The 25,372-nt window shown below is 46.3% G+C and carries 23 protein-coding genes and 2 rRNA genes (1 of these 25 cut by a window edge); 17 read left to right on the top strand and 8 right to left on the bottom strand.

Annotation, left to right across the window (positions count from 1 at the left end; all coding sequences use genetic code 11):
• Both G7035_RS23920 and rrf read left to right on the top strand, forming a co-directional pair.
• Window positions 1–1,455, top strand: a 23S ribosomal RNA gene (locus G7035_RS23920); it begins 1,493 nt to the left of the window's first position.
• 152 nt (window positions 1,456–1,607) lie between these two features.
• Window positions 1,608–1,724, top strand: a 5S ribosomal RNA gene (rrf, locus tag G7035_RS23915).
• A gap of 239 nt (window positions 1,725–1,963) precedes the next feature.
• Here rrf and G7035_RS23910 read toward each other — a convergent pair.
• Genes G7035_RS23910 through G7035_RS23900 form a run of 3 tightly spaced genes read right to left on the bottom strand, consistent with a single transcriptional unit; the run spans window position 1,964 to window position 5,079 of the window.
• The gene (locus tag G7035_RS23910) at window positions 1,964–3,073 is read right to left on the bottom strand and encodes a CobW family GTP-binding protein (RefSeq protein ID WP_019687109.1); all 1,110 of its coding nucleotides are present in this window, start codon (window positions 3,071–3,073) and stop codon (window positions 1,964–1,966) included.
• A gap of 18 nt (window positions 3,074–3,091) precedes the next feature.
• On the bottom strand, window positions 3,092–4,069 hold the full coding sequence (locus G7035_RS23905) for a TIGR03943 family putative permease subunit (RefSeq protein WP_019687110.1): 978 nt from the start codon (window positions 4,067–4,069) through the stop codon (window positions 3,092–3,094).
• Between the two features lie 8 nt (window positions 4,070–4,077).
• Window positions 4,078–5,079, bottom strand: a complete 1,002-nt coding sequence (locus G7035_RS23900) for a permease (protein WP_019687111.1) — start codon at window positions 5,077–5,079, stop codon at window positions 4,078–4,080.
• A gap of 231 nt (window positions 5,080–5,310) precedes the next feature.
• On the opposite strand from G7035_RS23900, the gene G7035_RS23895 reads away from it, so the two are divergent.
• The 12 genes from G7035_RS23895 (at window position 5,311) to G7035_RS23840 (ending at window position 14,526) form a co-directional block, all read left to right on the top strand.
• Complete coding sequence (locus tag G7035_RS23895) at window positions 5,311–6,399, top strand: CobW family GTP-binding protein (protein WP_019687112.1); 1,089 nt, start codon at window positions 5,311–5,313, stop codon at window positions 6,397–6,399.
• Window positions 6,396–7,508, top strand: a complete 1,113-nt coding sequence (locus G7035_RS23890) for a FecCD family ABC transporter permease (protein WP_019687113.1) — start codon at window positions 6,396–6,398, stop codon at window positions 7,506–7,508. Before G7035_RS23895 ends, G7035_RS23890 begins: the two co-directional genes overlap by 4 nt.
• Window positions 7,505–8,293, top strand: coding sequence for an ABC transporter ATP-binding protein (locus tag G7035_RS23885; RefSeq protein WP_019687114.1), 789 nt, complete (start codon window positions 7,505–7,507; stop codon window positions 8,291–8,293). Before G7035_RS23890 ends, G7035_RS23885 begins: the two co-directional genes overlap by 4 nt.
• Before the next feature lie 68 nt (window positions 8,294–8,361).
• Window positions 8,362–9,381, top strand: coding sequence for an ABC transporter substrate-binding protein (locus G7035_RS23880; protein WP_019687115.1), 1,020 nt, complete (start codon window positions 8,362–8,364; stop codon window positions 9,379–9,381).
• Between the two features lie 216 nt (window positions 9,382–9,597).
• A complete protein-coding gene (locus G7035_RS23875; protein WP_170973163.1) occupies window positions 9,598–10,305 on the top strand; it encodes a metal ABC transporter ATP-binding protein in 708 nt (235 codons plus the stop codon).
• Window positions 10,251–11,099: a metal ABC transporter permease gene (locus G7035_RS23870; protein WP_016818447.1), complete on the top strand. Its 849-nt coding sequence runs from the start codon at window positions 10,251–10,253 to the stop codon at window positions 11,097–11,099. Before G7035_RS23875 ends, G7035_RS23870 begins: the two co-directional genes overlap by 55 nt.
• A 35-nt stretch (window positions 11,100–11,134) precedes the next feature.
• Window positions 11,135–12,133 (top strand): metal ABC transporter substrate-binding protein, encoded by a 999-nt coding sequence (locus tag G7035_RS23865; RefSeq protein ID WP_019687117.1) that lies wholly within the window; start codon window positions 11,135–11,137, stop codon window positions 12,131–12,133.
• Window positions 12,134–12,487: 354 nt separating this feature from the next.
• The gene (locus tag G7035_RS23860; protein ID WP_014599711.1) at window positions 12,488–12,850 is read left to right on the top strand and encodes a response regulator; all 363 of its coding nucleotides are present in this window, start codon (window positions 12,488–12,490) and stop codon (window positions 12,848–12,850) included.
• Between the two features lie 84 nt (window positions 12,851–12,934).
• Window positions 12,935–13,423: a hypothetical protein gene (locus G7035_RS23855; RefSeq protein ID WP_019687118.1), complete on the top strand. Its 489-nt coding sequence runs from the start codon at window positions 12,935–12,937 to the stop codon at window positions 13,421–13,423.
• 104 nt (window positions 13,424–13,527) lie between these two features.
• Complete coding sequence (locus tag G7035_RS23850) at window positions 13,528–13,722, top strand: hypothetical protein (RefSeq protein ID WP_017428465.1); 195 nt, start codon at window positions 13,528–13,530, stop codon at window positions 13,720–13,722.
• Between the two features lie 12 nt (window positions 13,723–13,734).
• Window positions 13,735–14,070, top strand: a complete 336-nt coding sequence (locus tag G7035_RS23845) for a YolD-like family protein (RefSeq protein ID WP_016818450.1) — start codon at window positions 13,735–13,737, stop codon at window positions 14,068–14,070.
• Between the two features lie 114 nt (window positions 14,071–14,184).
• Entirely contained in the window at window positions 14,185–14,526 is a 342-nt protein-coding gene (locus G7035_RS23840) for a cupin domain-containing protein (protein ID WP_019687119.1), read from the top strand.
• A 103-nt stretch (window positions 14,527–14,629) separates the two neighbouring features.
• On the opposite strand, the gene G7035_RS23835 is transcribed toward G7035_RS23840, so the two are convergent.
• Complete coding sequence (locus tag G7035_RS23835) at window positions 14,630–15,499, bottom strand: aminoglycoside 6-adenylyltransferase (RefSeq protein WP_019687120.1); 870 nt, start codon at window positions 15,497–15,499, stop codon at window positions 14,630–14,632.
• A gap of 314 nt (window positions 15,500–15,813) precedes the next feature.
• On the opposite strand from G7035_RS23835, the gene G7035_RS23830 reads away from it, so the two are divergent.
• Entirely contained in the window at window positions 15,814–19,143 is a 3,330-nt protein-coding gene (locus tag G7035_RS23830; RefSeq protein ID WP_029515012.1) for an S-layer homology domain-containing protein, read from the top strand.
• 1 nt (window position 19,144) lies between these two features.
• Here the strand turns inward: G7035_RS23830 and G7035_RS27595 are convergent, their stop codons facing one another.
• The 4 genes from G7035_RS27595 to G7035_RS23815 form a co-directional block, all read right to left on the bottom strand.
• Window positions 19,145–19,486 (bottom strand): hypothetical protein, encoded by a 342-nt coding sequence (locus tag G7035_RS27595; protein ID WP_230877349.1) that lies wholly within the window; start codon window positions 19,484–19,486, stop codon window positions 19,145–19,147.
• Window positions 19,487–19,575: 89 nt separating this feature from the next.
• Window positions 19,576–20,013, bottom strand: a complete 438-nt coding sequence (locus tag G7035_RS27590; RefSeq protein ID WP_230877348.1) for a class I SAM-dependent methyltransferase — start codon at window positions 20,011–20,013, stop codon at window positions 19,576–19,578.
• A 158-nt stretch (window positions 20,014–20,171) separates the two neighbouring features.
• Window positions 20,172–21,053, bottom strand: a complete 882-nt coding sequence (gene hslO / locus G7035_RS23820) for an Hsp33 family molecular chaperone HslO (protein ID WP_019687122.1) — start codon at window positions 21,051–21,053, stop codon at window positions 20,172–20,174.
• A gap of 30 nt (window positions 21,054–21,083) precedes the next feature.
• Window positions 21,084–21,566, bottom strand: a complete 483-nt coding sequence (locus G7035_RS23815) for an Rrf2 family transcriptional regulator (RefSeq protein WP_029515013.1) — start codon at window positions 21,564–21,566, stop codon at window positions 21,084–21,086.
• 239 nt (window positions 21,567–21,805) lie between these two features.
• On the opposite strand from G7035_RS23815, the gene G7035_RS23810 reads away from it, so the two are divergent.
• Both G7035_RS23810 and G7035_RS23805 read left to right on the top strand, forming a co-directional pair.
• Window positions 21,806–22,819, top strand: coding sequence for an LLM class flavin-dependent oxidoreductase (locus G7035_RS23810; protein WP_019687124.1), 1,014 nt, complete (start codon window positions 21,806–21,808; stop codon window positions 22,817–22,819).
• 273 nt (window positions 22,820–23,092) lie between these two features.
• A complete protein-coding gene (locus tag G7035_RS23805) occupies window positions 23,093–25,162 on the top strand; it encodes a bifunctional rhamnulose-1-phosphate aldolase/short-chain dehydrogenase (protein ID WP_019687125.1) in 2,070 nt (689 codons plus the stop codon).
• Window positions 25,163–25,372: the final 210 nt, after the last annotated feature.

The raw sequence follows: 25,372 nt of genomic DNA, 5'->3' as shown, positions 1-25,372 counted from the left end.
GGTGACGCAGTAGGGTAGTGACGCGGACTGATGGATGTCCGTCTAAGCAGTGAGGCTGATGTGTAGGCAAATCCGCACATCGTAAGGCTGGGCTGTGATGGGGAGCGAAAATTATAGTAGCGAAGGTCATGATCTCAGACTGCCAAGAAAAGCCTCTAGCCAGGAGAAGGTGCCCGTACCGCAAACCGACACAGGTAGGCGAGAAGAGAATTCTAAGGCGCGCGGAAGAACTCTCGTTAAGGAACTCGGCAAAATGACCCCGTAACTTCGGGAGAAGGGGTGCCTCGGTAGGGTGAATAGCCCGAGGGGGCCGCAGTGAAAAGGCCCAAGCGACTGTTTAGCAAAAACACAGGTCTGTGCGAAGCCGCAAGGCGAAGTATACGGGCTGACGCCTGCCCGGTGCTGGAAGGTTAAGGGGAGTGGTAAGCTCGCAAGAGCGAAGCTATGAACCGAAGCCCCAGTAAACGGCGGCCGTAACTATAACGGTCCTAAGGTAGCGAAATTCCTTGTCAGGTAAATTCTGACCCGCACGAATGGCGTAACGACTTGGGCGCTGTCTCAACGAGAGATCCGGTGAAATTTTAATACCTGTGAAGATGCAGGTTACCCGCGACAAGACGGAAAGACCCCATGGAGCTTTACTGCAGCTTGATATTGAATTTGGGTACGATCTGTACAGGATAGGTGGGAGCCGTAGAGCCTTGAGCGCCAGCTTGAGGGGAGGCATCCTTGGGATACCACCCTGATCGTATCTAGGTTCTAACTTGGTACCGTGATCCGGTGCGAGGACAGTGTCAGGTGGGCAGTTTGACTGGGGCGGTCGCCTCCTAAAGAGTAACGGAGGCGCCCCAAGGTTCCCTCAGAATGGTTGGAAATCATTCGAAGAGTGCAAAGGCAGAAGGGAGCTTGACTGCGAGACCTACAAGTCGAGCAGGGACGAAAGTCGGGCTTAGTGATCCGGTGGTACCGCATGGAAGGGCCATCGCTCAACGGATAAAAGCTACCCTGGGGATAACAGGCTTATCTCCCCCAAGAGTCCACATCGACGGGGAGGTTTGGCACCTCGATGTCGGCTCATCGCATCCTGGGGCTGAAGTAGGTCCCAAGGGTTGGGCTGTTCGCCCATTAAAGCGGTACGCGAGCTGGGTTCAGAACGTCGTGAGACAGTTCGGTCCCTATCTGTCGTGGGCGTAGGAAATTTGAGAGGAGCTGTCCTTAGTACGAGAGGACCGGGATGGACGTACCGCTGGTGTACCAGTTGTTCCGCCAGGAGCACCGCTGGGTAGCTATGTACGGAAGGGATAAGCGCTGAAAGCATCTAAGCGTGAAGCCCCCCTCAAGATGAGATTTCCCAATTAGTAAGACCCCTTGAAGACGACGAGGTAGATAGGTTGGGGGTGGAAGTGCAGTAATGCATGGAGCTGACCAATACTAATCGGTCGAGGGCTTATCCTAAAGACAAGACGCAATGAGTTTCGGATCCAGTTTTCAGGGTGTAACACCTTGAAGGTATGTAGAAGTACATACGACAAGCGTATGGCGATTCATTCACACAATCTGTGATGAACCGAATAACCTTACGAAGGAATTTGCGAGGCAAATTCATGTTTGGTGGCGATAGCGGAGGGGTTCCACACGTACCCATCCCGAACACGACCGTTAAGCCCTCCAGCGCCGATGGTACTTGGACCGCAGGGTCCTGGGAGAGTAGGACGCCGCCAAGCAATTAATAGTATGACTCTGCAAGTCGTACTCAGGTCGTCGAGAATGCCTCGACGGCTTTTTTTTATTTTCCCATCATTCAACATAACATCCTATAAGGTATATACTGCGTATATGCAAATTTATGATAGTTACAAAAAAAGGCTGTTCCATGACTTTTAAAGGTCAAAGGAACAGCCTTTTATAATTTAATTTCGTAGACATTTTGGAGGGAAATTTCATTTCGAGCCGAATCTGTCGACTACAGCGAAACGAAGCACTGTTCCCATTGCTCGGTAATGGACGCTTTGTCAAGCTGCTCTCCAATGAGTGTGACATATCCCTGGCTCACCGGAAGTGCGGTGGGCTGCCATTCCAAGTGACTTCCTGAGAATTGCAAAAGCATTGTACCCTCATGCGGAAGCACACAATAACCTTTCGCACGAAGCAGCGAGGAACCTAGCCCAGTCAGGAAGTCTTCTAATCGTTGCTTTTCCAATGGCTGAGGAGAATATTGATGCAGTGTTAAGCTCTCCAGACGGGAAAAGGAATGGGGGCGGTCGTGATCGTGACTGTGGTTTTGACGGTGTGCAGAAATCACTTTGAATGCGGTACTTCTGGAGGCACTGCTAGGTCTTTCGTTATCTTTAGCGGGAATTGGGATAGGCGATGCTTCTGCATCATTGGGCTGCATCTGTGCCGATGTATGTTGAAATACTTGTACAGGTTTCGGGTCAACCCATACGGAGGTCAGGACAGGTTCCAGCAGTGGTTCAAGGTCAATGCGGCTATACTCAGTAGTTTGCAACTTGGCCGTATCGTTGAGCTTGCGGATGTTCTTGACGACCTTAGCCACTTCACGGCTACTTGCGACATCCGTTTTGTTCACAACAATAAATTCGGCGGAGCGAAGCTGTCCGTGCAGAGTCCGAACCAGCTCCTTGTCTGCAGTGAAGCGGCTGTTGTATTCATGGAACAGCTCAGCATCCACCACACTGATGCCGTGAACCAGATACAGCCGATCTGCCAGCAGTGGAGAGCGAAGTTCCTCCAACACCTGCTCGGGGTTGGCTACTCCGGTGGTCTCCATGAAGATCACATCCGGCTCTTGGCTGAGCAGGGTGTGCAGTGCGCCAGCCAGCTCATTTCTTTTGCTGCAACAAATGCACCCCTCTAGCAGTCCTTCCACTGTTACGTCAGGCATTTCCTCTGAAATAATAGCGCTGTCTACATCATATTCGCCCATTTCGTTCATTAAAACAGCAGCACGAAGAGGAATCTGACGAGTATAGGCTAACAGCCGCAAAAGTAGTGTCGTTTTGCCGCTTCCAAGAAAACCACTGATTAATATAACAGGAACTTTGTTCATCATTTTTCCTCCTTGGCGGGTTTAGTGTGCCGTATTCAAGCGATCATAGGTTGCTACCGAGTCTGCTTGGGTATAGACATAAGGGGATTCTGGCTGCTTGACAGTCGTTATTTTATCGGATCGAATTTCAAGTACGGGTGCATTATCCTTTTGCGTTGCATGCAGTGTTCCTTCAATAGTCACCCAGGTATCCTTGTCAAAGGACGGAGGGTTCTGGGATTGGACGATAATCCCGAATGGCATGGCATCGGCAGTACAGCACATAACGAGGAACCTTCCTACTGCAAATAGACCTTTACCCGGTAGATTGTCGTCTTTATAGACAAAGCCGGTCACCTGTACTTTTTTTCCTTGAAAAGCGTGTTTATACAGTTCGATCGCTCCTATAGTTTCGGAAAAAATCTCCGGATGGATCTGTATAATGGGTTGCTGATACAGACGTTTCGCCAGCTCGGCGAATTCTACATTGTACTCATCGGGCGGAACGAACAGCTTATCCAGCGCTTCCTGACTCCATTTTCCCTTTAGAGGGAGCGAAGTTGGTGTGAAAGATGGAGTGGATAAAAGGGAGGCTGCGGGTGTGTTCGTGGTTTGTATGTCTGTTTTTCGTCGGATATCCGGGTTGGGATAGGTGAAGGACATACCTTTTTTGGCTGCCATATCACTGCCAAGCGCCTGATTGGGCAGCAGTGATCCGAACAGCAACGGAATGAGCAGCATTCCATATACGAGAGTTTTTTTGAACCAGCTTTGCGGTAAAGGATGTTCGCAATCGCATACATCTTCACCATCCCGGCTTCCCACGATTACGTGCCATGCCATCGCCAAAGCGATGAATATGAGTGGCACAGGACAGAGTAAAAGCAGCTTTTGCATGTGCGGAGCCAAGTAGTAATGAAGTGCACTTGTGCGATGTAATGTGATGATGTATGCAGCTAATCCGATCATGAGCAAGGAGCGCATGCCATATTGACAGCGGATGCTAAAGGTTGAATTCACGTTTGTTTTTACCTCCCCAATAACCATTCAGTAGCTATAGATCCCATCAGGACGAGTAAAATAATGAGCAAGCCCAAGATCACGACAAATTTGGTGCGAAAGGTGCTGAGCAGCATGAGTGTGCCTTTGAAATCAAGCATCGGGCCGAGTACAAGAAAGGCTGCCAGCGGACCCAGTGTAAAGGTATGTGAAAAAGCAGTAGCTACAAAGGCATCAGAGGTGGAACATAGCGATAGCACGTAGGCAAAGCCCATCATAAAGGCGTACGAGCCAGCCGTTCCATTGCTTAACGAAAGCATTTCGTCACGTGGGATAAAGGCTTGGATGCAAGCTGTCAATAATGCGCCGATAACGAGATATTTACTCATGTCCAAAAACTCGTCGCCAGCATGTACAAAAAATCCCCGCCATGTGCGGTTATGCCGATGAGTCTGATTGTTCTGCTTTTGCTGGTTAAAAGAGAGCAAAGACCGTTTGAGCGGATGCACACGCACAAAGGCATATATGATCAATCCGATGGTCGCGGAAACGACAAATGCCAAACCCATTCGAACGACAGTGACCTCAGGATGGGAAGGGAAAGCCATCATCGTCGCAGCCAGTACTACGGGGTTGATAATAGGTCCGCTTAAGATAAAAGTGATACCCATATAGGCAGGCATTCCCTTGAGCATTAATTGGCGAACGACAGGGATCATGCCGCACTCACAGATGGGAAACAGCATACCTAGCAAGGAGGCGAGCAGGACACCCGACACAGGATGGGCAGGCGCTATTTTACGAATCCATGTCTCCGGTACAAGCCACTGTAAAAGGGATGAAACAAGCACACCGATCAGGAGAAACGGAACAGCCTCCAGAAAAATACCCATAAATACCGTCTTTAATGACTGCAGCTGCCCTATATCTAACAAACGAAGCCACTGAGGAGATAGCGTAATAAGCACAGGGATGAGAAAGGCAAACGGAATCATAAAAGGCAGCATCTTCAACAGCGTACTGTTTTTCATTCCACATCTCCTTGGGAATAAGGGTTCTTATCTACATCCTATGCCTGTGTTGGGACAATCATGCCGCAGGATTATGCTTGAATCACCTCCTATATTGACAATTCAAAGCGTGGTCATATATATTTATGTTTGTTAATAGTAATTATTACGATTAAAATCCGATAAATGATTGCAAGAAGAAAACTTTTACGGTACGATCCATATTAGTGTTGTAAAGACAAGGAGGATTATATGATACCGATTGTTGTTTTATCCGGATTTTTGGGCAGCGGGAAAACAACTCTTCTTCAGCATGCGCTGGCTTACTACAAGGAGCAGGGGCTCAAGCCAGCTATTCTGATGAATGAGTTGGGTGATGTTAATCTGGACGGCAGTTTGGTGAACGACCAAGCCCCCATGAAGGAAATGCTCAGTGGCTGTATATGCTGTACCATTCGCGGAGATTTGGGCGTCGAGCTCATGAATCTTGCCGAGGAATATAAGCCAGATGTGATTATTGTAGAATGTACCGGAGTGGCTAATCCAATGGAGATTGTAGATGCAGTGACAGATGCCTCCATATATTCTTCTATGGTTTTACAATCTGTTATCACGGTCGTGGATGCGCGTCAATTTCTGGATTTCTCCTTGGGTAGTGAGAGAAGCAAGTCGTTTCGTTTGATGCAGGATCAGCTGCGATGTGCTTCCAAACTGATTATTAACAAGACTGATTTATTGGCTGCGGGAGAATTGCAAAAAGTACAGGCCCTTGTAAAAGAATTAAATCCTTATGCTTTGACTGTAAGCACGGAGCGTAGTGACGTAGATTTGGGTGCCTTTTTCTCCATTCAAGGAGAGAAACGGATGGATGTTTCACGGCAAAAGGAGTCCACAGTCGATATCGCGAATGATCATCAGCATGCGGAAGCTCATTTTCACACGTATGGTCATGATGATCATACAGGCCATCATCCTCATGACTATCATGAGCCCGAGCATCACGACCATGAACATGAACACGGAGAGCATTATCATTCCTACGACCATGTAGTTGTTCATACGTATTTTTTTGGACAACCTGTGTCACGCTTCGAGTTTGAACAGTTGTTCCGCAGTTTGCCTGCTGAAATTTACCGGGCCAAAGGAATCGTGCGATTTTTGGAATCGGAGGGCCAGATGATGTTTCAATTTGCCTATCGTGAGCTGGAAATCATCCCGATCCGACCGCAAAAGCCAGTGAACGATGTAGCGGTGATCATGGGCGAGAATTTCTCTGCTTCTGAGATCGGGGAACGATTGAAAAAGCTTGAAGCGGCTGCAAAGCCACTGGCTAGTTCATGATTTCGAGAACAAATAGCGTTTATTCATCCAAGCCTCATTCTCGAGCTGATCTAGCAGGGAAGCCTCCATGGAGATTTACAACAATTCTGCTGTTATTAACTGCGGGACTGGTGCTGTCAGTTACACTTGCGGTCATGCTGGGTCCTGTGGCTGTCGCCCCAGGGACAGTATGGCGAATTGCGCTGTCCCATCTGCCCTGGCTGGATCAGTGGATACCCGTGACATGGACCAAACCAGAGCAATATATCGTCTGGGAAATTCGCTTTCCGCGTGTGCTGCTAGGTGTTGTCGTGGGAGCAGGACTTGCTGTTACCGGAGCGGCTATACAGGCATTAATTCGCAATTCGTTAGCGGACCCCTATATTCTAGGAGTCTCGTCAGGTGCTTCAGTGACTGCGACGTTAGTTATTGTGTTTGGAGCTTTTGGATTTTTGGGACGACTTACACTGCCCATATCTGCTTTTATAGGCTCTCTAGCTGCGATGCTTATGGTGTTTGCGTTAGCTCGTGTGGCCGGACGGATATCGACGACCCGCTTGCTGTTGGCAGGGGTGGCGGTATCTATGATGCTGTCGGCTGTGACTAGCTTTATCGTTACGATGGCCCCGAATGAAAAAGGCATCCGTGACGCGATGTATTGGATGATGGGAAGTCTGGCAGGCGCTCAATGGGATACGCTTTTCATTCCAAGCCTTATTATAGCCGTGGGAACGGCTGTCCTTTTGACCCGATGCCGCTCATTGAATGCTTTGCTGACAGGAGAAGAAGCCGCCGTAACGCTCGGTGTGAACGTGCAGGCGTTCCGTGTATTATTGGTTGTTGTCGCTTCCCTTTTAACCGGGGCAGTCGTATCAGTGAGTGGCTCGATTGGTTTTGTTGGGCTTATGATTCCACACATCGTTAGGCTAATAGTGGGATCGGATCATCGACGTGTCCTGCCCGTCAGCCTGCTTTCGGGAGCTATCTTTGTCGTGTGGGCAGACGTATGTGCCCGGCTCGTGCTGGCTCCACAAGAGCTGCCGATTGGTATTGTAACGGCTGTGTGTGGCGGACCCTTTTTTGTGTGGCTGCTGCGGCGCAGTTCCTACTCGTTTGGAGGTGAAAAATGAATATAGAAGTCGAATGCGTGACCTTCAGTATTCACGATAAACGGTTGATCGACGGCATCAGTCTCCAAGTGAAAACAGGAGAGCTGGTCGGGCTGATCGGTCCGAATGGCAGCGGCAAATCTACGTTGCTTAAGAATATGTATCGGGTGTTAAGGCCTGACAGTGGTTTGGTGACGCTGGATGGCCAGGATTTATTGCGGATGAAGTACAAAGAGACGGCGCGACAAATGGCAGTGGTGAGTCAGGATGCGCCCCAAACGTTTGATTTTTCAGTACGGGACATCGTCCTGATGGGCCGCCATCCTCATAAGAAACTGCTGGAAGCAGATACTGTCTTCGATCATGAGCTGGTTGAGCAGGCGCTGGAGCGGGTAGGCATGAATGCTCAAGCGGATCAGGGGTTTGCTACCCTGTCGGGCGGTGAAAAGCAACGGGTATTGATCGCCAGGGCTTTGGCCGGACAAGCGAAATTTCTCATTTTGGACGAGCCGACGAATCATCTTGATATCCGGTATCAGCTGCAAATTCTCGATTTGGTCAAAACACTTCAGATCACTGCTTTAGCTGCACTGCATGATTTAAATTTGGCGGCATGTTATTGTGACCGATTGTATGTATTAAAAGAAGGCAAGGTGGTAGCCTCCGGCATAACAGAGAATGTGCTTCAGCCTGACCTGCTACGCAGTGTATTCGGGGTGGAAACAGAAATTCGCATTCATCCGAAAACCGGGAAACCGAGTATTACCTTTTTACCGGATTCTCTTAGAGGTGGAGACCATCTATGACATTAACAGGCAGAATGGTGATTCGATAAGGTAAGATAAAACTGTGAATGAAAGAGGAGACGTTACATATGAATAAATGTAGCAAACCCGCATTACCGCTGGTTATGCTAGCTTTGGCGATGCTGTTATTATCGGCCTGCGCAGCAGGAAACACGGCTCAAACCACAAATTCATCTGCAAACAGGCAGCAATCTGATGCATCGCAATCAACAACCCAAGAGAAGGCAGTAGAGATTGAGAACATGGGTGTAAAAATGGTATTTCCCGAAGCGCCCAAACGTGCGGTTACATTGAACCAGCATGCGACAGAAGTTATGCTGGCCCTTGGACTGGAATCTTCCATGGTAGGAACTGCATATTTGGATGATCAGATTTTACCGAAATATAAGACTCAATATGATAAAATCCCGGTTCTAGCCAAACAATATCCGTCCAAAGAGGTGTTTATGGCAGCTGCACCGGATTTTGCCTATGCGGGCTGGAAGAGTGCCTTTAATGATAAAAATTTGGGTTCCCGTGAGGAGCTTGCCCAACAGGGCGTGCAAACCTATGTACAGGAATCCTCCAATAAGCCGGGTCCTATATTAGAAGATGTATATCGGGATATACTAAATATAGGACGTATTTTCCGGGTTGAGGAGCGTGCAGAAAAACTGGTAAATGACATTCGTGCACAAGTGCAGTCCATTCAGACTCAAATTGGCACGGTTGAACGGGCACCCAAGGTTTTTGTTTATGACAGCGGCGAAGACAAGCCATTTACGGCTGCCAACAATTATCTGACGTCTTTGATTAAAAGTGTGAAGGCGAAAAATATTTTTGATGATATCGATAAAAGTTTTACGGAAGTAAGCTGGGAAGAGGTCGTGAACCGCAACCCTGATGTTATTATTATTCTCGACTACGGAGATACTTCACTGGCGGATAAAGAAAAGCTGCTGTTGAGCAAGCCCGCGCTGGCTGGTGTTGAAGCGATCAAAAACAAACGATTTGTGGTGCTGCCTCTATCCGCAGCGGCTGAAGGTGTGCGAGCACCGATTGCACTGAAAACCTTGGCAGCAGGCTTGTACCCGGACAAAGTGAAATAAACAAACAAAAGAGTTGCCAAAACATTGACGAACCTTGCCTAAACTGTTAAACTTGCTAATGCGTAAAGGTTACGTTTATCAAGCGCTTATTTTTTTATTACCAAATCGTAATAATTACGGTAGATGGTTTAATGATCATAAACGACCTGGAGAATCTGCGCTATGACGACCGCTCAGATGGCTCCAGGCTTTTTAAAGGAAAAGGAGATTTGCGTCATGTTATTGGCCTCATTGGAACAGGTCACATTTGGCTACGGAGATGTTCCTAACTTGGTAGATGCCAATGTTGAAATTTTTTCCGGAGAATTTGTGGCAATCACTGGACCGAACGGTGCTTCCAAATCGACGATGCTCAAGTTGCTGCTCGGTTTACTTCAGCCTTGGAAGGGCAAAGTGTTTATGTCCGACCGTACAGGTGAAGGTAAAAAGCTCGTTGTCGGATTTGTATCACAACAAATTGCTGCCTTTAATGGAGGGTTTCCAAGTACCATCCTGGAATTTGTCCGTTCGGGTAGATATACTCATGGCTCTTGGCTGCGCCGGATGCGGGCTGAGGATCATGATCTGACAGAGCAGGCGCTTCGTCAAGTAGGGATGTGGGATTTACGGCATCGCAAAATCGGCGAATTGTCTGGTGGACAGAAGCAGCGTATTTGTGTGGCAAGGGCACTTGCTCAGGAATCGGATTTGCTCATTTTGGATGAGCCCACGACCGGAATGGATCAGGAAAGCCGACATCACTTCTACGATCTGATGAATCAGCAGGTTAAGGAATATGGAAGAACTGTAGTCATGGTTACCCATGGACTATCGGAAGTACAACATTATCTGGATCGTATTATTGAGCTTGAAAGGAAGGAAGATGGCGGATGGAAATGCTGCACTACGACTTCATGCAGCGGGCATTTTGTGCCGGTGGGGTAATTGCACTGCTGGCCTCGGTGCTTGGAGTATACCTGATGCTACGGCGTCAGGCTCTCATGGCGGACATGCTATCGCATGTATCGCTGGCAGGGGTGGCAGCAGGTGCCTATTTAGGGATTAACCCGACGATAACTGGATTTATTGTTGCGGTGATCGGTGCGATTATTGTTGAATACGTCCGCAGATCTTATAAAACGTATAGTGAGATTTCTGTGGCTATTATTATGGTAGGTGGCCTCTCAACGGCTGTTATTTTAATGAATCTGAATCAGAGCATTAACAAAGGCTTTTCCGCTTATTTGTTTGGTTCGGTAGTAGCCGTCAATCAGACCGAGCTGATGTTGATGATCGTTGTGGCTGTCATCGGAGGTATTTTCTTTTTCGTGTTCCGACGGCCTTTGTACCAGATTACCTTTGATGAAGAAACGGCAAAGACCAATGGTCTTCCTGTCAAGTCTATCTCGTTTGCGTTTAGTATTTTGACTGGGATGATTGTAGCCGCAGCCATGCCGATTGTCGGTGTGCTGCTTGTCTCCTCACTAATCGTGTTGCCTGCTGCGCTGGCGATTCGAATTGCACCGAGCTTCGCGGCAGCTATCTGGATATCCATGATCACCGCATTGATCGGCGTATTTATGGGATTAACCGCATCATATGAACTCAGTACACCCCCAGGTGGGACGATTGCTATGGTGCTATTATTATTCCTGATCGTAGGAGCTAGTATTCAAAAGCTGGTCCGTAAGCTTGGCAAGCAACAGGCTTCCCGACGTAAGAATGCGGCAGGTCAGTGAGTTTATAAAAAACTAACACATAAGGAGTTATGAATATGAATACATGGTTCAAAAAATCATTTGTATTGTCTGCGGGGCTAGCACTTATTTTGGCCGGTTGTGGAGCTAAAACTGATCATGCAGCCACGAATACATCCCAAACCGAATCTAATCCAGCACAAACAGCGGACAGTGGTAAAAAGCTGAATGTAGTCACCACTTTTTATCCGATGTATGAATTCACCAAGCAAGTTGCCGGAGACCATGCTAACGTAACCGCGTTGATTCCTGCCGGTGCTGAGCCGCATGATTGGGAGCCAAGCGCCAAGGATATGGCACAGGTTAAGGATGCTGACGTATTTGTATATAACGGGATCGTCGAAGGTTGGGCAGAACAGGCTTTGAGCAGCGCATCGAATGATAAGCGTGTAGTAGTTGAAGCAAGCAAAGGGTTGAACCTGATGGAAGGATCTGCCGAGGAGGAAGAAGGAGAAGAAGCACACGCAGAGGAAGGCCATGATCACGATCATGTGCTGGACCCTCATGTATGGCTTGATCCGGTCTTAGCTCAAAAAGAAGTAGAAGCTATAGAAGCAGGGCTTGTAAAAGCCGATCCTGCAAACCAAGCAGACTATGAGAAAAACGCTGATGCTTATATCGCTAAGCTGAAAGAACTGGATAACGAGTTCAAAACGGGTCTGAAAGATGTAAAACGTAAAGACTTTATTACGCAGCATGCTGCTTTTAGCTATTTGGCGAAGCAATATGGTCTGACCCAAGTTCCCATTGCTGGTTTATCTCCAGAGCAAGAGCCTACACCGGACAAATTGGCAGGTATTATCAAGTTTGCTAAAGAAAATAATGTAAAGACAATTTTCTTTGAAACATTGGTTGATCCGAAGGTTGCTGAAACCGTAGCTACTGAAATTGGTTCGAAAACGGATGTGCTGAATCCGCTTGAAGGACTGACGGATGAAGACAAGCAGAAAAACCTGGATTACCTTGGTGTGATGAAAAACAATCTGGAGGCTTTGAAAAAAGCTCTGAATGAATAAGCAAACTTTAAACGAATAGTTTAAAAAAAGATGTCGGTATGATACCGATGTCTTTTTTTATATCTGTTTAAGGAGTTGACCCAATGATTCTTCTCACTTTAAATTCTCCTGCATAGTGCTAAGGGTTCATTGAATACCTAGTACTTTGTAATCTTCATACTACAGGAATGATTTACGTCATTGCGAAACGTTTTTATTGAAATTAATGCTGTAGTAGCTAGTTTCAAATTCCTTTTATAATTCAATGGTAGCGTTTTTCTTTTTACAGATTCTTTCTATTAATATAACTAGTTTTTTCACCGATATTGAAGTTTGGGCGTGCATATCATATGACAACGGATTGGAGAGGTTAACTTGGCAACAGTTATAATAGTGGATGATTCTTTATTTATGCGTTCTGTGCTTAAGGATATTCTGTTGGATTTAGGTCACTCTGTTATTGCAGAAGCGGAAAATGGATATGATGCAGTTTTGAAATATGCACACTTTCGACCCGATTTAATTACCATGGATATTAATATGCCTAAAATGGATGGGCTTGAGGCTGTTAAAAAGATTGTAGAGCTTGATCCTAAAGCCAACATCTTAATGTGTTCCGCTTTGGGTCAGCAGGAAGCAATTATACAAGCATTTAAGGCAGGGGCAAAAGATTTTATTGTGAAGCCATTTGAGATGGAAAGGGTCGTGAATGCCGTCACAAAAATGCTGGATAATTAATGAATCAAGCTTTTAATACATAATATTGAACATATTGAAGCGGGAGTTTCATGCTTATTTTTCACGAATATGGAGATGAATAGGATGAGCAATCGAGTATTGTCTCAAAAAGTATTTATAGATGAACTGATCGCTACGATCAAGAGTGGGGGGCTTGTTCCTATAAATTATGAACACCTCATCAGTGAACAAAGGGGAAAAATGGATGCTCTAAACAATGAACTCACCGTTCGTATAGAGGCATTAGAGACACATTTAATCTCTGCTTCGACATTTTCCATTCCTTTTGCCAATGGTGAAATTATGTTTCTTGCTCGTTATATTGTACTCATTGGGGATTATACCGAGGGTTACTTTGTATTTTATCGAGCAGAAGACTGCGAAAGTCCAGAAGAATATCAATTTTTAACAAGCTCTTACCAACTTCCACATGTATTGCTCGAATTATCTCACACTTTAAAGGAGCATGGTACTAATGAGCCGCTTAATATTTTGACTTATTGGAATGGCCCTGTGTATCCGCTGAAAGATTTGAATAAAGAGGATATTAAGCTGTCCACCTATGAGTTTTAAATCCCTTGAGAGAGGCAACTCCCTCAGGGGATTTTTTTACATTGATAATCAAACGCATGTTCGCATATAATACAAACAAACGTTCTGATGAGGAGTGAAGGATGATGCTGGAGAAATATGTGGGACAGATCGTGGAAATCGTGTATATGGACCGAAAGGGCAAACTGTCTCATCGGCAGATAGAGGTGCATCGTGTGCAGAATGGTTTGATCCGGGCCACCTGTTTGCAAACTGGTCAGCCACGTGTTTTTCGATTAGATCATGTATTGGCATGGCATCCGGTAACCAGAACAGCATAGGAGGGGCTTACGATGGGGAAAAAGCTTGAAGGAAATGGCATATGGGAAAGCTCGCGTATGATTTTGCCTGAGCATCGGGAGGCATATGTAAGACTGATGAAGGAGCAGGGAAGACGCGGCAAGCCGACACTGGACGATCAGGAGATACAGCAGATTGAACAGGCCATTATCGTATCCTATAACGAACGGAAGCCTATTACACTAAGAGTGTTTAATCCGTTTGATGATGAGGAGCTGCGCGGACTGGTTACAGTGATTAACACAAGTCGGCGAGAAGTGAAGCTATCTCGTGGGGAAGAGGATTTTAGCTGGATTAAGTTGGAGGAAATTATCGAGGCGGATATCTAAAAATGGTCGGACTCAGAGTTTTTTTACATGGGTTCTATCGTTTTTTATAATTAAGATTGTAGCTCAGTGAATCCAGATTTACAATAAAACTGTAACTACAAAGGGGGAGTCAATTTGAAAATAAGTAAACATAATGCTGAACATTATATATGGGGAGAACAATGTGATGGTTGGCGCTTGGTGAAAAATGATGATTTGAGTATTATTCATGAGCGCATGCCGGGAAATACACATGAAGTCAGACATTATCATCATGCGCGCCAATTTTTCTTTATTTTATCAGGTGCAGCGGTACTTGAAGTGGATGGTGAACGCATCCAATTAGGATCTCAGGAAGGGTGTGAGGTTCCTCCTATGGTGCCTCATCAAATATTTAATGAAACGAGTGAGGATGTTGAATTTTTGGTTATCTCTCAGCCTGCGAGCAGAGGCGACCGGGTGCTGACCGAAAACTAATATTAGGGGACAGCAGATTCCAAACGTATATAGGTCAAATAATGTTAGAGCATAAAAAACCAGGCTAGCACATGTAAATCAAGTGCCCGACTGGTTTTTTTCTTTAATAGATGCCCGTTGCATCTGCAGGGAGAGCTTTTACGTGATAGAGATAGTTTGTTACACGTTGATCGTCCTCAATCGGGTATCTATAACCATAATGGTTCGCCACCTTCTGGGCAACTTCTCTAAATAAATTACCCATGATAAAAAGAGACTGCCACATATGTTCATAATCTGCATCCGCAAATGTTTGGATGTAGGCCGTCCAATGTTCAGGCTCAAGGTGCTTCTCGAAATATTTTCCCTGCTTACCTGGATCTGCCGTGAAGTTAGTTTGTATACCCATATGCCATTCCAGCATGAAGTGAAGCGCATCTCTTACAGGTCGATCCAATATGAATTTGGCATAGGGAAGCTCATGTCGCCATAATCCTTTGGCCACATAAGTACTGACCCACCAGAATTCGTTGCAGGAATCCGCATAGGTTTGGGCGGTTTGAGGGACCGTCTTATAATCCTGAAGACTTGGCGGTGGGAAAGGCTCCACCAGGTCGTCTTTATCCAGCAGCAGTACACTTAAGCTGTCTCGGGGCCAATTGGCGATGTTAGTCACAGGGCAGAGGGTAAGATCAATGCGATTGCCATCCGTAAATAACATGAGAAAAGCAAAGCGATCACGGAACGTCACAGTAGGCTCCACATGCTCATCGGGTGTCTGCATAATGATCAATTCTCCAAAGCGGCGAATCCAGTGACGTTCCTGAATAAAGCTGTCCATGGAAGATACGAGAAAGACGATGTCATAATCCTGAAAAATATCTCGTGGAGCATGTGGATTGGCGCGTGAACCATTCATAATCACGGCACGTACCCGTTCATCTTCTTGAGCAAATTGGAGAATGGTATGCAGCATCTCTTGTTCACTTCTCACTATAGTTGTCTCCACAAGCGGTATCGAAAGGAAAAAAACGTAGATAAGACAACAGTAGAAATAAAGCCCACCAGTTCAAGGATCATCAAGAAAAACGACCTCCTGTAAGTTGTTTTATCTGGCAAAAGTATCCTATCCTTACAATAGCTCATCCACGGAAGCCATTCAACTGAATAAACAGCGGGCAAATTGCTCGTATTCTTGCTGAGCTGGTTGAATAGAAGGATAAAATGCAATTGTTCAGAATTTGTTCAGTGACGAAATTGTATAATATCAAGCAGCAATCATAGATTTATTTCAACAGGAGGAAAGGTATGCATTTTTGCAAGTCTACTAAACGATTAACATGTGCATTAACAGCAGTATCACTAATCTTTTCATCGGCAATTTTAGTGGCGGATGCTGGTGCGGCACCAACCGAACAGCCCAAATTAATCCAAGATGGAACATGGAGCAAGTCTGCCGACGTTTGGATGGATGCACCAGAAAACTATGTTGGCAGATCTTCGGATGCAGTGTTAGGATATTACAGATCAGCGATTCAGTTTAAAATGCCTGAGCTGACTGGGAAGGTTGTAACGAAGGCAACCTTGCGTATTCATATCTCTTCTATCAGCTACAGCTCTAACCAGAATCCTTTTTTGATCGTGTATGGATCGACTGCTGATGTTTGGAGCAGCGGAGCTTTTCCGCTAAACCCGCTGGATCAGCCTTCGGATACGAAAACAGGCTCAGACCTTCAAGTAGGATGGGTTGATTTTGATGTTACCCATTTTGTACAACAACAGACGGATGGTATGGTCTCATTTGCATTGCTTGCTAATGAAGCAGGGAACCCTGGAGACTATTCGGAAATTACATATTCAGCCGACGACAACGGCGTAGATATTCCCCAGTTGATATTGGAAACATCAGCCCCAGCTGTTTCGTCTAAAATGCCTGAGGTAGCTGCTGTAACTACTGAGGAAGATATCCCAACATCCAATATAACCATTACACCCAACCCGCAAGATTCAACGGTAGTGACACATTATCAAATTACGAACATTATCGGAGGCAGGCTGTATCATAGCGATGGTATCACCGAGATTTCCAACGGAACGTTTATCACAGCAGCAGAAGCTAGGGATGGCGTGAGGTTTGTGCCTATGGCAAACGCCAACAACGCAGCGGGAGATACCTTCTCTTTTGATGTGCAGGCGGCTCAGAGTGCAACGGGTAATGGACTGAGCGATGCCACTAAGGCTGTTGTCCATGTTACGGAAGTAAACGATCCCCCGGCAGCGCAAGACGAAACGCTATCCTCCATTACAGAAGACTCAGGAGAGCGGACAATTCCTTTTGCAGAACTGCTTGCGCATGCGTCTGCCGGTCCGAATGAGAATGGTCAACACCTAACGATATCCTCAGTCAGCAGCATCGCAGGAGGGGCTGTACGTTTAGATGGAACCAATGTAATTTTTACACCTCAGCCGAATTTTAATGGAACCGCTAGCTTCTCTTTTACCGTCACCGATGATGGAACATCGAACGGCGTCTCAGTCCCGCAGTCGGTGGTCAAGCAAGCCTCTTTTACAGTAAATTCCGTCGCTGATGTCCCTAACGTGACTGATGCTTTGACAGAGGAAGACAAGCAAAGCTTTGACGGTTTGATCATTACTCGTAATCAAGTGGATGGATCTGACGTGTCGTACTTTAGAATCTCAAACATTATTGGTGGAACCCTCTATAAAAATGATGGGGTAATGGAAATCCGAGATGGTCAATTTATTTCTGTAGCGGATGGCGAAGCAGGGCTTAAATTTACGCCAAATCTTTATGCTAACTCTCCGTCAGGTGATCATTTCAGTTTCGACGTACAATCATCACTAGATATGAGTGGAACAGGGATCAGCGAGCCGAACCAAGCCAAAATCACTGTGAGTGAGGTAAACAACAGTCCGATAGCTGTGAATGATACACTACCATCGTTATCGGCAAATGCAGGGGCACAATCTATCGCTATTGATGAACTCTTAGCAAACGACACGGCAGGCCCTGTCAACGAGAACTTACAACATCTGAGCATCGCATCGGTAGAAAATGCACAAGGTGGGACGGTAGTTCTAGACGGAGCGGTTGTACTATTCACTCCGAATTCAGGCTACCAGGGCCCGGCAAGTTTTGATTATACTGTGATTGATGACGGTACAACGAACGGAGCATTAGATGCGAAGAGTTCAACAGCTACCGTTGCATTCACTATCAACCCAGCACCGACACCAGATCCGGTACCAACACCAGATCCGACGCCAACGCCAGATCCGATACCAACACCAGATCCGGTGCCAACGCCAGATCCAGTACCAACACCAGATCCGGTACCAACACCAGATCCGGTGCCAACGCCAGATCCAGTACCAACACCAGATCCGGTACCAACGCCAGATCCGGTACCAACGCCGGATCCAGTACCAACGCCGGATCCGGTACCAACACCAGATCCGGTGCCAACACCAGATCCGATACCAACAGATGATAGTCACACGGAATTGCGTGTTTCTATCAATAATGGTCAAATGCTGGTAGGGGGTACAGAACGGGCTATAGCAAAAGTTGTAAAATCGGACTCATCAGAGATTGATGTCAGTGAAGAAGCAACTTGGACTTCCAGCAATGCGAATGTCGCTACGGTTACTCAGGGAGAGATTAGAGCACTTTCAGAAGGGAACACGGTAATTTCCGCCACATACAGCGGATATAGCTTTAATGTTCCAGTTACCGTAACAGCTGTTGCTGCTCCCGCACCCAATAATGCTGGCAGTGATTCCAGTAGTTCCAGTGGCGGCGGGTCTGGGCATCGAAACAGGGACCGTTCTAGCGATGATTCCAGCAGCAATACGGCAACATCAGCTGTATCATCTCCATCGGTGACTGTATCTAAAGAACCAGTAACTGTACCTGTATCTGAAGAATTGGTGACTGAGCCAACTGCTCCTGTGCAAGACATATTCAACAGTAACGTAGTGGTTGCAGACAACAAAGTACTGCAGAATATAAAGTCCAAAGCAGAATCTGCTTTAAATTCTTCTACTAGTGTTAAACCGTCAGACCTACAAGGACATTGGGCAGAAAAGACGGTCGACACGTTTTCTAAGCTGGGTATCGTAAATGGATATAAGGATGGCAGTTTCAGACCTGATGGTGAAATTACCCGTGCGGAGTTTTCTGCTATCATTTCTAGAATCTTCGATATTAGTGGTGGAAATCAGCCTGTGGCTTTGAACGATATTGGGGATCACTGGGCGCAGGATGCCATAACAAAATTGACCGCAGCTGGAGTATTAAACGGTTATGAGGATGGTACTTTTAAACCGGATCAAACAATTGTCCGTCAAGAAATGGCTGTCATTTTGGCGCGGATCTTGGATTTAGACCGATTGAAAAAGGACACCTTGAATGAAAAAAGCTTCACCGACTTATCCGCTTCTTTTGCGGCTGATACGATTAAACAATTAGCACAAGCCGGTGTGCTTTCGGGTATAAGTACGAGTCAGTTTGGACCTAAGTATCATGCGTCACGTGCTGAAGCCTTGACTGCGATTTATAATGCACTTAGTTTGAACAGCGAAATTAAAACCGTATTGGAAAGTTTGGAGCAGTAATCTAGAATGATACAGAGGCGAGCCTGTTTGGCTCGTCTTTTTGCTTGATACCTACCGCAAGCATATGCGGGCTCATGCCGATGACAGAATCCTGCTCTTCAACCTGCTGTGCTATATCCAGCAAACGTCTGCGATGAGAAGGAATGGCCCATTTCTCTTCAAATCCGGGTGCAATCCAGACGGGGCCTTCGACACCCAGTACACGAGGCTCCTGCAATCCAGCCGCCTGCCAGTCTGCACGCAAGGCATCCGGTGTATGAAAGTAGGAGCGTGTGATAAAAGAGGGATAAGCCGCCGGTCGTACATGCTGACCATCTGTTAACTCCTGTCTGACCATATCCATGAACGCATCTTCCTCCACAATGGTATTGCACTCGCCGTACACCGATAGCCCCCACAGTAGCGAGCCAAACCTGGAAATAGCCGAAGTAATCAGCGTTCCCCCTTCTTTAAGACACGCGCTGCTTCTTGCAGTGCTTTTACTCTTTCCTTCTGTTCTGTTAAATGATATAAAGGTCCCATCAATAGCACGATGTCCGCGCTTTCATCTTTACGATCAAGATTTCTGGCATCTGCGATTTCCAGCTTGCTGATGATGGGTTTATTCAGTTGCTGCTGACGAGCGAATTCAATGGCTTGCGAAGAGAGATCGAATAGATGAACTTCATATCCCAGTTCTGCCAGCCACGAAGAGTAGACCCCTACACCGCCGCCGATATCATAAATAACATGAGTGGACTTGCTGAGATAACGGGAAATGATTTCTTTTGATCTTTCCAGCTCTATTTTTCCGATGCCTCGCTCGAATCTGCCTATTTCTGCACCGCCATCATAATAAGCCAGAATTTCATGCGTATCTTTTTCGAACATAGTGCATCTCACTTCATGTAATTGGAATAATATAACATTAACACTTGCGTCATAAACAAGTCTACCGTTTTTGGCCAAGGAAACCATCCATCGAAAGCATTGAGAAAGAAAAGAGCTGTTCCCCAGTAGCTAAAACTACTTTTGGGAACAGCCCGTATTTAAATGATGTTTGTTTCCAACATGTTTTCGAGATCTTCTTTGGTAAGGTGGTAATGTGCGTTACAAAAATGGCAATGGGCTTCAGCTTGTCCATCGGTACAAATCATGTCTTCTATTTCCTGATTCCCTAAGCTGATAATGGCATTGGTAACTCGTTCTTCTGAGCAGGGACAATGAAATTGTACAGGCATGGTTTCCAGTATGTTCATGTTGCCTTCTCCCAAAATCTGGACCAGAATCTGCTCTGGCGTAAGACCTTCCATGACCATTGCGGAGATGCTCGGAATGCTCTCAATCCGTCTCTCGATAAAACTGATAACCTCTTCCGGTGTACCCGGCATCAGCTGAATAATAAAACCTCCAGCCGCCTGAATGGAGTTATCCGGGTTAACAATAACCCCTGCTCCCACAGAAGAAGGAATTTGTTCGGATTGAACGAGATAAGAGGTGAAATCCTCGCCCAGTTCACCCGATATGAGAGGGACCTGTCCAACAAATGGTTGTTTTAGGCCGATATCTTTGGATACAATCAGCGCTCCATCTGTTCCTACGGCTCTGGCGACATCTAATTTCCCGATCTGATTAAGCTCAAAATGGGTTTGCGGATTTTTTACATAACCTCTAACTTCTCCTTTGGCGTTGGTATCGACAAGAATAGTGCCGATAGGCCCTCCACCGTTAATCCGAATCGTCAGTTTATCCTCATGTTTAAGCATAGCTCCCAGCATCACGCCCACCGTCATGGAACGTCCCAATGCAGCCGATGCTGTTGGCCAGGTATAATGACGCTGCTGGGCTTCACTTACCGTTTCCGTTGTTCTCACAGCATAAGCCCGCACCTGGTTATTGTAGGCAAGAGCTTTTACTAAATAATCATTCATGTTCATATCCCTTTCTGTTTTTGAAGTTCTTTACAAGACCATTTTTTCTTGAATCCAGTTCTTCAAAGAAGTAATTTTCGCATCATATCCTTCTTTAAAAAAGTCAGCAGAGAGTGACGCGATGGTTTCTCTTTTCAGAACGGCTTGCCAGGAGGCTTCCGCTTCTTCCATCAAATTTGCCAGTAAACAGCACTGATCGTCTTTCTTTAATTCAAGCATATCGTTGTATATACCGCTGGAAGAATAGAGGGTTTGCTGTCCCTCAATCGCCAGATAAATATCAAATACTCGTATATCCTCAGGTTTTTTCTTTAATTTGAATCCGCCCTTGACACCAGGTACAGAAGTAATCAAATCAGAGCTAACCAATTTTCGTAACAGCTTATGAAAATAAGTAGGTGAAGCGCCTAACTGCTGGCTAATGGCCTCTCCAGGTAAAACGGCTTTGTCCGGTAGCATCGTGAGCAGAAGGAGAGCGTAGACAGATTGTTCGACACCTGTTTTCATATGCACTAGCAATCACCTCAATATGTTATAACCAGGCTAACATGGATAATCATTATCCACATAAGAGCATGATAGACGAGCTAATCGTAAAAGTAAACTATTTTTTGATAAATACTAAAAATTTAAATTATTTGCAATTCATAAGACGACGCATTATTATAGTTGATGCATCAATTGATAGGTCAAAGAATTAAGGCGTTGAAAGAAATACGTAAAATAATAGTTTGACAGGAGGTTTATATAAAATGACCACGCGGAATGTTGCACTGTCTATATTAGATCTTGCACCTGTCATTGAAGGCGGTACTCCTGCCGATTCTTTTCGTGATACGGTGGATCTTGCCCAGCATGCTGAGCAATGGGGGTACCGACGCTATTGGCTAACGGAGCATCATAATATGCAGGCGGTTGCCAGCGCTGCTACTTCTGTGATCATCGGACATGTGGCTGCACATACCCACAAGATTCGGGTCGGTTCAGGTGGTATTATGCTGGCTAACCATGCTCCACTCATGATTGCGGAGCAGTTTGGAACCTTAGAGTCGCTTTATCCGGGGCGAATTGATCTGGGACTTGGTCGGGCTCCCGGCACGGATCAACCTGCAATGAGAGCATTGCGGCGAGGGCTGCACACCACGGGGGAAGATTTCCCCGAGCAACTGAATGAGCTCCGCTCTTACCTGAATCCAGCGTTAAACGGAGCCGTGCCGGGGGTGAGAGCGATTCCAGGAGAAGGGATGGATATACCTATCTGGTTGTTGGGCTCAAGCGGATTCAGTGCTCAGCTGGCAGGTCAGCTTGGGCTGCCGTTTGCGTTCGCTAGCCACTTTGCCCCGGCTCATTTGCTACAGGCGCTGGAATTGTATCACCGTAATTTCCGGCCGTCCAAGGCACTGGATCAACCGTATGTGATGGTTGGTGTGAATGTGGTTGCTGCAGATTCTGATGAAGAAGCACAACGGCTTTTTACTTCACAAGAACAACAATTTTTAAATGTGCTGCGCGGACATAGCGGAGGACTAAAACCACCAGTCGATGACATGGATAAGCTTTGGAGTGAGCAGGAGAAGGAGATGGTTCGTGGTAATATGCTGGGGTATTCAGCAATCGGTAGTCCTGACACAGTCAAGCAAAGGCTGGATTTTATAATCAACCAGACGAGAGCCAATGAGTTGATTACCACCGCTCAGGTATATGATCATCAGGCACGTTTGCGTTCGTACGAGTTGCTAGCTCAAGTGATGCGCATGGATGGGTAAATAATTGAGTTAAACAAACGAGGCTGTGCCAGAGAGGTTCTTATAACCATTCCTGGCACGGCCTTTATTGTCTGTGTGTGTCTGTGTGGTCATGATTGTTTTACAGATGTATATATTCGTGTTTACATATGGATAAAATTAAAAATTATTTTTGATTATTTTTGTATTTTATATTTTCAAATTTAAACAAAAGTGTTATAGTCTCCGTAAATAAAAATATCCACCTTAATAAAGCCATTCAAAACCAAAACAGAACTTGGAGGTCTTTTTCCTATGGTACAAAGTCTATGGAATTCTTCGCAAGCATCTGAGCAGAAAAGCACGCTGGAACAGCTCGTATATCGTTCTAACCTGATTGGCACAGATCGGAGCGTGTGCAACTGGGGAGGCGGCAACACTTCGGCCAAAACGACGATACAAGATTTTCGCGGGCGTGAAGTAGAGGTGATGTATGTTAAGGGTAGCGGTTCCGATCTCGCAACAATGAAAGCGCATAACTTCACAGGGCTTCGTATGGAGGATATTCGTCCACTGTTTGAACGGGAAGAGATGTCTGACGAGGATATGACCGCATATTTGGCGAACTGTATGATAGATGCCAAGCATCCGCGGGCTTCAATTGAGACATTGCTACACGCATTTTTGCCATTTAAGCATGTCGATCATACACATCCGGATGCGATCATCAGCTTGTGCTGTGCGCATAACGGCAAGGAAATCGCTAAGGAAATTTTCGGTGAACGTTTTGTATGGGTACCTTATATCCGTCCTGGCTTTAAGCTGTCGAAAATGATTGCCCAAGGGGTGCTCGAGCACCCACAAGCTGAGTTGGTACTGATGGAAAAGCATGGCTTGGTTACGTGGGGAGACACTTCCGAAGCAGCTTATGCCAAAACGATTGAAATCATCCAAGAAGCAGAAAGCTATATTAAAGCTTGCCAAGAGGAAAAGAAGGCATTTGGAGGCGTAAAATATAAAGCGCTTACTTTAGAGGAGCGGCGCAGCATGGTGTCCCAGATCATGCCATCCGTTCGAGGTGCAGTCAGTGATGAGAAAAAGATGATCCTCACCTTTGATGACGCGGAGGATGTGCTGGAGTTTGTGAACGGCCAGGATTCTACTGCTTTATCTCAGATTGGGGCAGCGTGCCCGGATCATCTGGTTCATACCAAAATGAAGCCGCTCTATGTAGATTGGACACCGGATATGGAGGATGTAGAGGGGTTGAAAGTTAAGCTTGCCGAGGGTATAGCAACCTATAAGGAGCAGTACCAAGCTTATTTTGAGCGCAATCGACATGAAGGAGACGTGAGATTTGAAGCAGCACCGCGTGTCATCTTAATTCCGGGTATCGGTATGATCAACACAGGCAAAAGCTGGAGCAATGCGCAGGTGAGCGGCGCCTTATATCATCGTGCCATTGCTGTCATGCGAGGAGCAACGGCGTTAGGAGAATTTGTTTCGCTTAGTGAAAATGAATCTTACAACGTGGAATACTGGCCGCTGGAGCTTTATAAGCTGTCACTTGCGCCGGCAGAAGCAGAATTTTCACGCAAAATTGCATTCATTACGGGTGGTGCAGGCGGAATCGGCAGTGCAACCGCACGGCGTTTAGTAGATGAAGGTGCGCATGTTGTATTGGCAGATCTCAATCTGGAAGGTGCGCAAAAGGTAGCTGCAGACATCAATAGCAGTTACGGTGAAAACCGTGCAATTGCCGTGAAAATGGATGTGACGCAGGAGGAGCAAATCCAGACGGCCTATGCCGAGACGGCGCTGATCTATGGTGGTGTAGATGTCATCGTTAACAACGCAGGGCTTGCTACATCCAGTCCGTTCGATGAAACATCATTAAAGGAATGGAATTTAAATGTAAACGTGCTGGGAACAGGCTATTTTTTAGTCGCGCGTGAAGCGTTCAAGCTGATGAAGGAACAGACAATTGGCGGCAGCATGGTGTTCGTCGGTTCCAAAAACTCGATCTACGCAGGCAAAAATGTAACGGCCTACAGCTCGGTCAAGGCGCTGGAAGCGCATCTGGCTCGCTGTATTGCCGCAGAAGGCGGGGAATACGGTATCCGCGTAAACACTATTTTGCCGGATGCGATTTTGCAAGGCTCGGCAATCTGGAACTCCAATTGGCGCAATGAACGCGCCGCTGCCTACGGCATCGAGCCAGACCAGCTGGAGGAGCATTACCGCAAGCGGACGACACTGCTGGTCAATATCTATCCGCAGGATATCGCGGAGGGCATAGCCTTTTTCGCCTCATCCAAGGCGGAGAAAACAACAGGATGTATGCTGACCATCGATGGCGGCGTCCCAGCAGCCTTTACACGCTAGCCAAATTCAAATGAATCTCTGTAAGCGATAGACTCATTTCTATTTCACTAATCCATTTCATTAATCGAGGGCACAAGCCCATAGTTCCGAAGGGATGTAAAATACTCTGGGAAACACGTAAATAAGCAACAACACTTATTTGCGTGTTTTCATCCTTTTATATATACACCAACACTTTAAATTAGAAGTGACTTTATGGGTGGTAAGCAG

It is taken from the genome of Paenibacillus polymyxa (assembly GCF_015710975.1).
In the GTDB taxonomy this organism is placed as follows: Bacteria; Bacillota; Bacilli; order Paenibacillales; family Paenibacillaceae; genus Paenibacillus; species Paenibacillus polymyxa.
Note: the sequence above shows the minus strand (reverse complement) of the source record. Positions and strands in the feature narration are given on the sequence as shown.

Coding starts and splice junctions, on each gene's coding strand:
- G7035_RS23910 (WP_019687109.1), bottom strand. CDS start 3,073: ATGATGAACAAAGTTCCTGTTATATTAATCAGTGGTTTTCTTGGAAGC.
- G7035_RS23900 (WP_019687111.1), bottom strand. CDS start 5,079: ATGAAAAACAGTACGCTGTTGAAGATGCTGCCTTTTATGATTCCGTTT.
- G7035_RS23895 (WP_019687112.1), top strand. CDS start 5,311: ATGATACCGATTGTTGTTTTATCCGGATTTTTGGGCAGCGGGAAAACA.
- G7035_RS23890 (WP_019687113.1), top strand. CDS start 6,396: ATGATTTCGAGAACAAATAGCGTTTATTCATCCAAGCCTCATTCTCGA.
- G7035_RS23885 (WP_019687114.1), top strand. CDS start 7,505: ATGAATATAGAAGTCGAATGCGTGACCTTCAGTATTCACGATAAACGG.
- G7035_RS23880 (WP_019687115.1), top strand. CDS start 8,362: ATGAATAAATGTAGCAAACCCGCATTACCGCTGGTTATGCTAGCTTTG.
- G7035_RS23875 (WP_170973163.1), top strand. CDS start 9,598: ATGTTATTGGCCTCATTGGAACAGGTCACATTTGGCTACGGAGATGTT.
- G7035_RS23870 (WP_016818447.1), top strand. CDS start 10,251: ATGGAAATGCTGCACTACGACTTCATGCAGCGGGCATTTTGTGCCGGT.
- G7035_RS23865 (WP_019687117.1), top strand. CDS start 11,135: ATGAATACATGGTTCAAAAAATCATTTGTATTGTCTGCGGGGCTAGCA.
- G7035_RS23855 (WP_019687118.1), top strand. CDS start 12,935: ATGAGCAATCGAGTATTGTCTCAAAAAGTATTTATAGATGAACTGATC.
- G7035_RS23850 (WP_017428465.1), top strand. CDS start 13,528: ATGCTGGAGAAATATGTGGGACAGATCGTGGAAATCGTGTATATGGAC.
- G7035_RS23845 (WP_016818450.1), top strand. CDS start 13,735: ATGGGGAAAAAGCTTGAAGGAAATGGCATATGGGAAAGCTCGCGTATG.
- G7035_RS23830 (WP_029515012.1), top strand. CDS start 15,814: ATGCATTTTTGCAAGTCTACTAAACGATTAACATGTGCATTAACAGCA.
- G7035_RS27595 (WP_230877349.1), bottom strand. CDS start 19,486: ATGGATATGGTCAGACAGGAGTTAACAGATGGTCAGCATGTACGACCG.
- G7035_RS27590 (WP_230877348.1), bottom strand. CDS start 20,013: ATGTTCGAAAAAGATACGCATGAAATTCTGGCTTATTATGATGGCGGT.
- hslO (WP_019687122.1), bottom strand. CDS start 21,053: ATGAATGATTATTTAGTAAAAGCTCTTGCCTACAATAACCAGGTGCGG.
- G7035_RS23810 (WP_019687124.1), top strand. CDS start 21,806: ATGACCACGCGGAATGTTGCACTGTCTATATTAGATCTTGCACCTGTC.
- G7035_RS23805 (WP_019687125.1), top strand. CDS start 23,093: ATGGTACAAAGTCTATGGAATTCTTCGCAAGCATCTGAGCAGAAAAGC.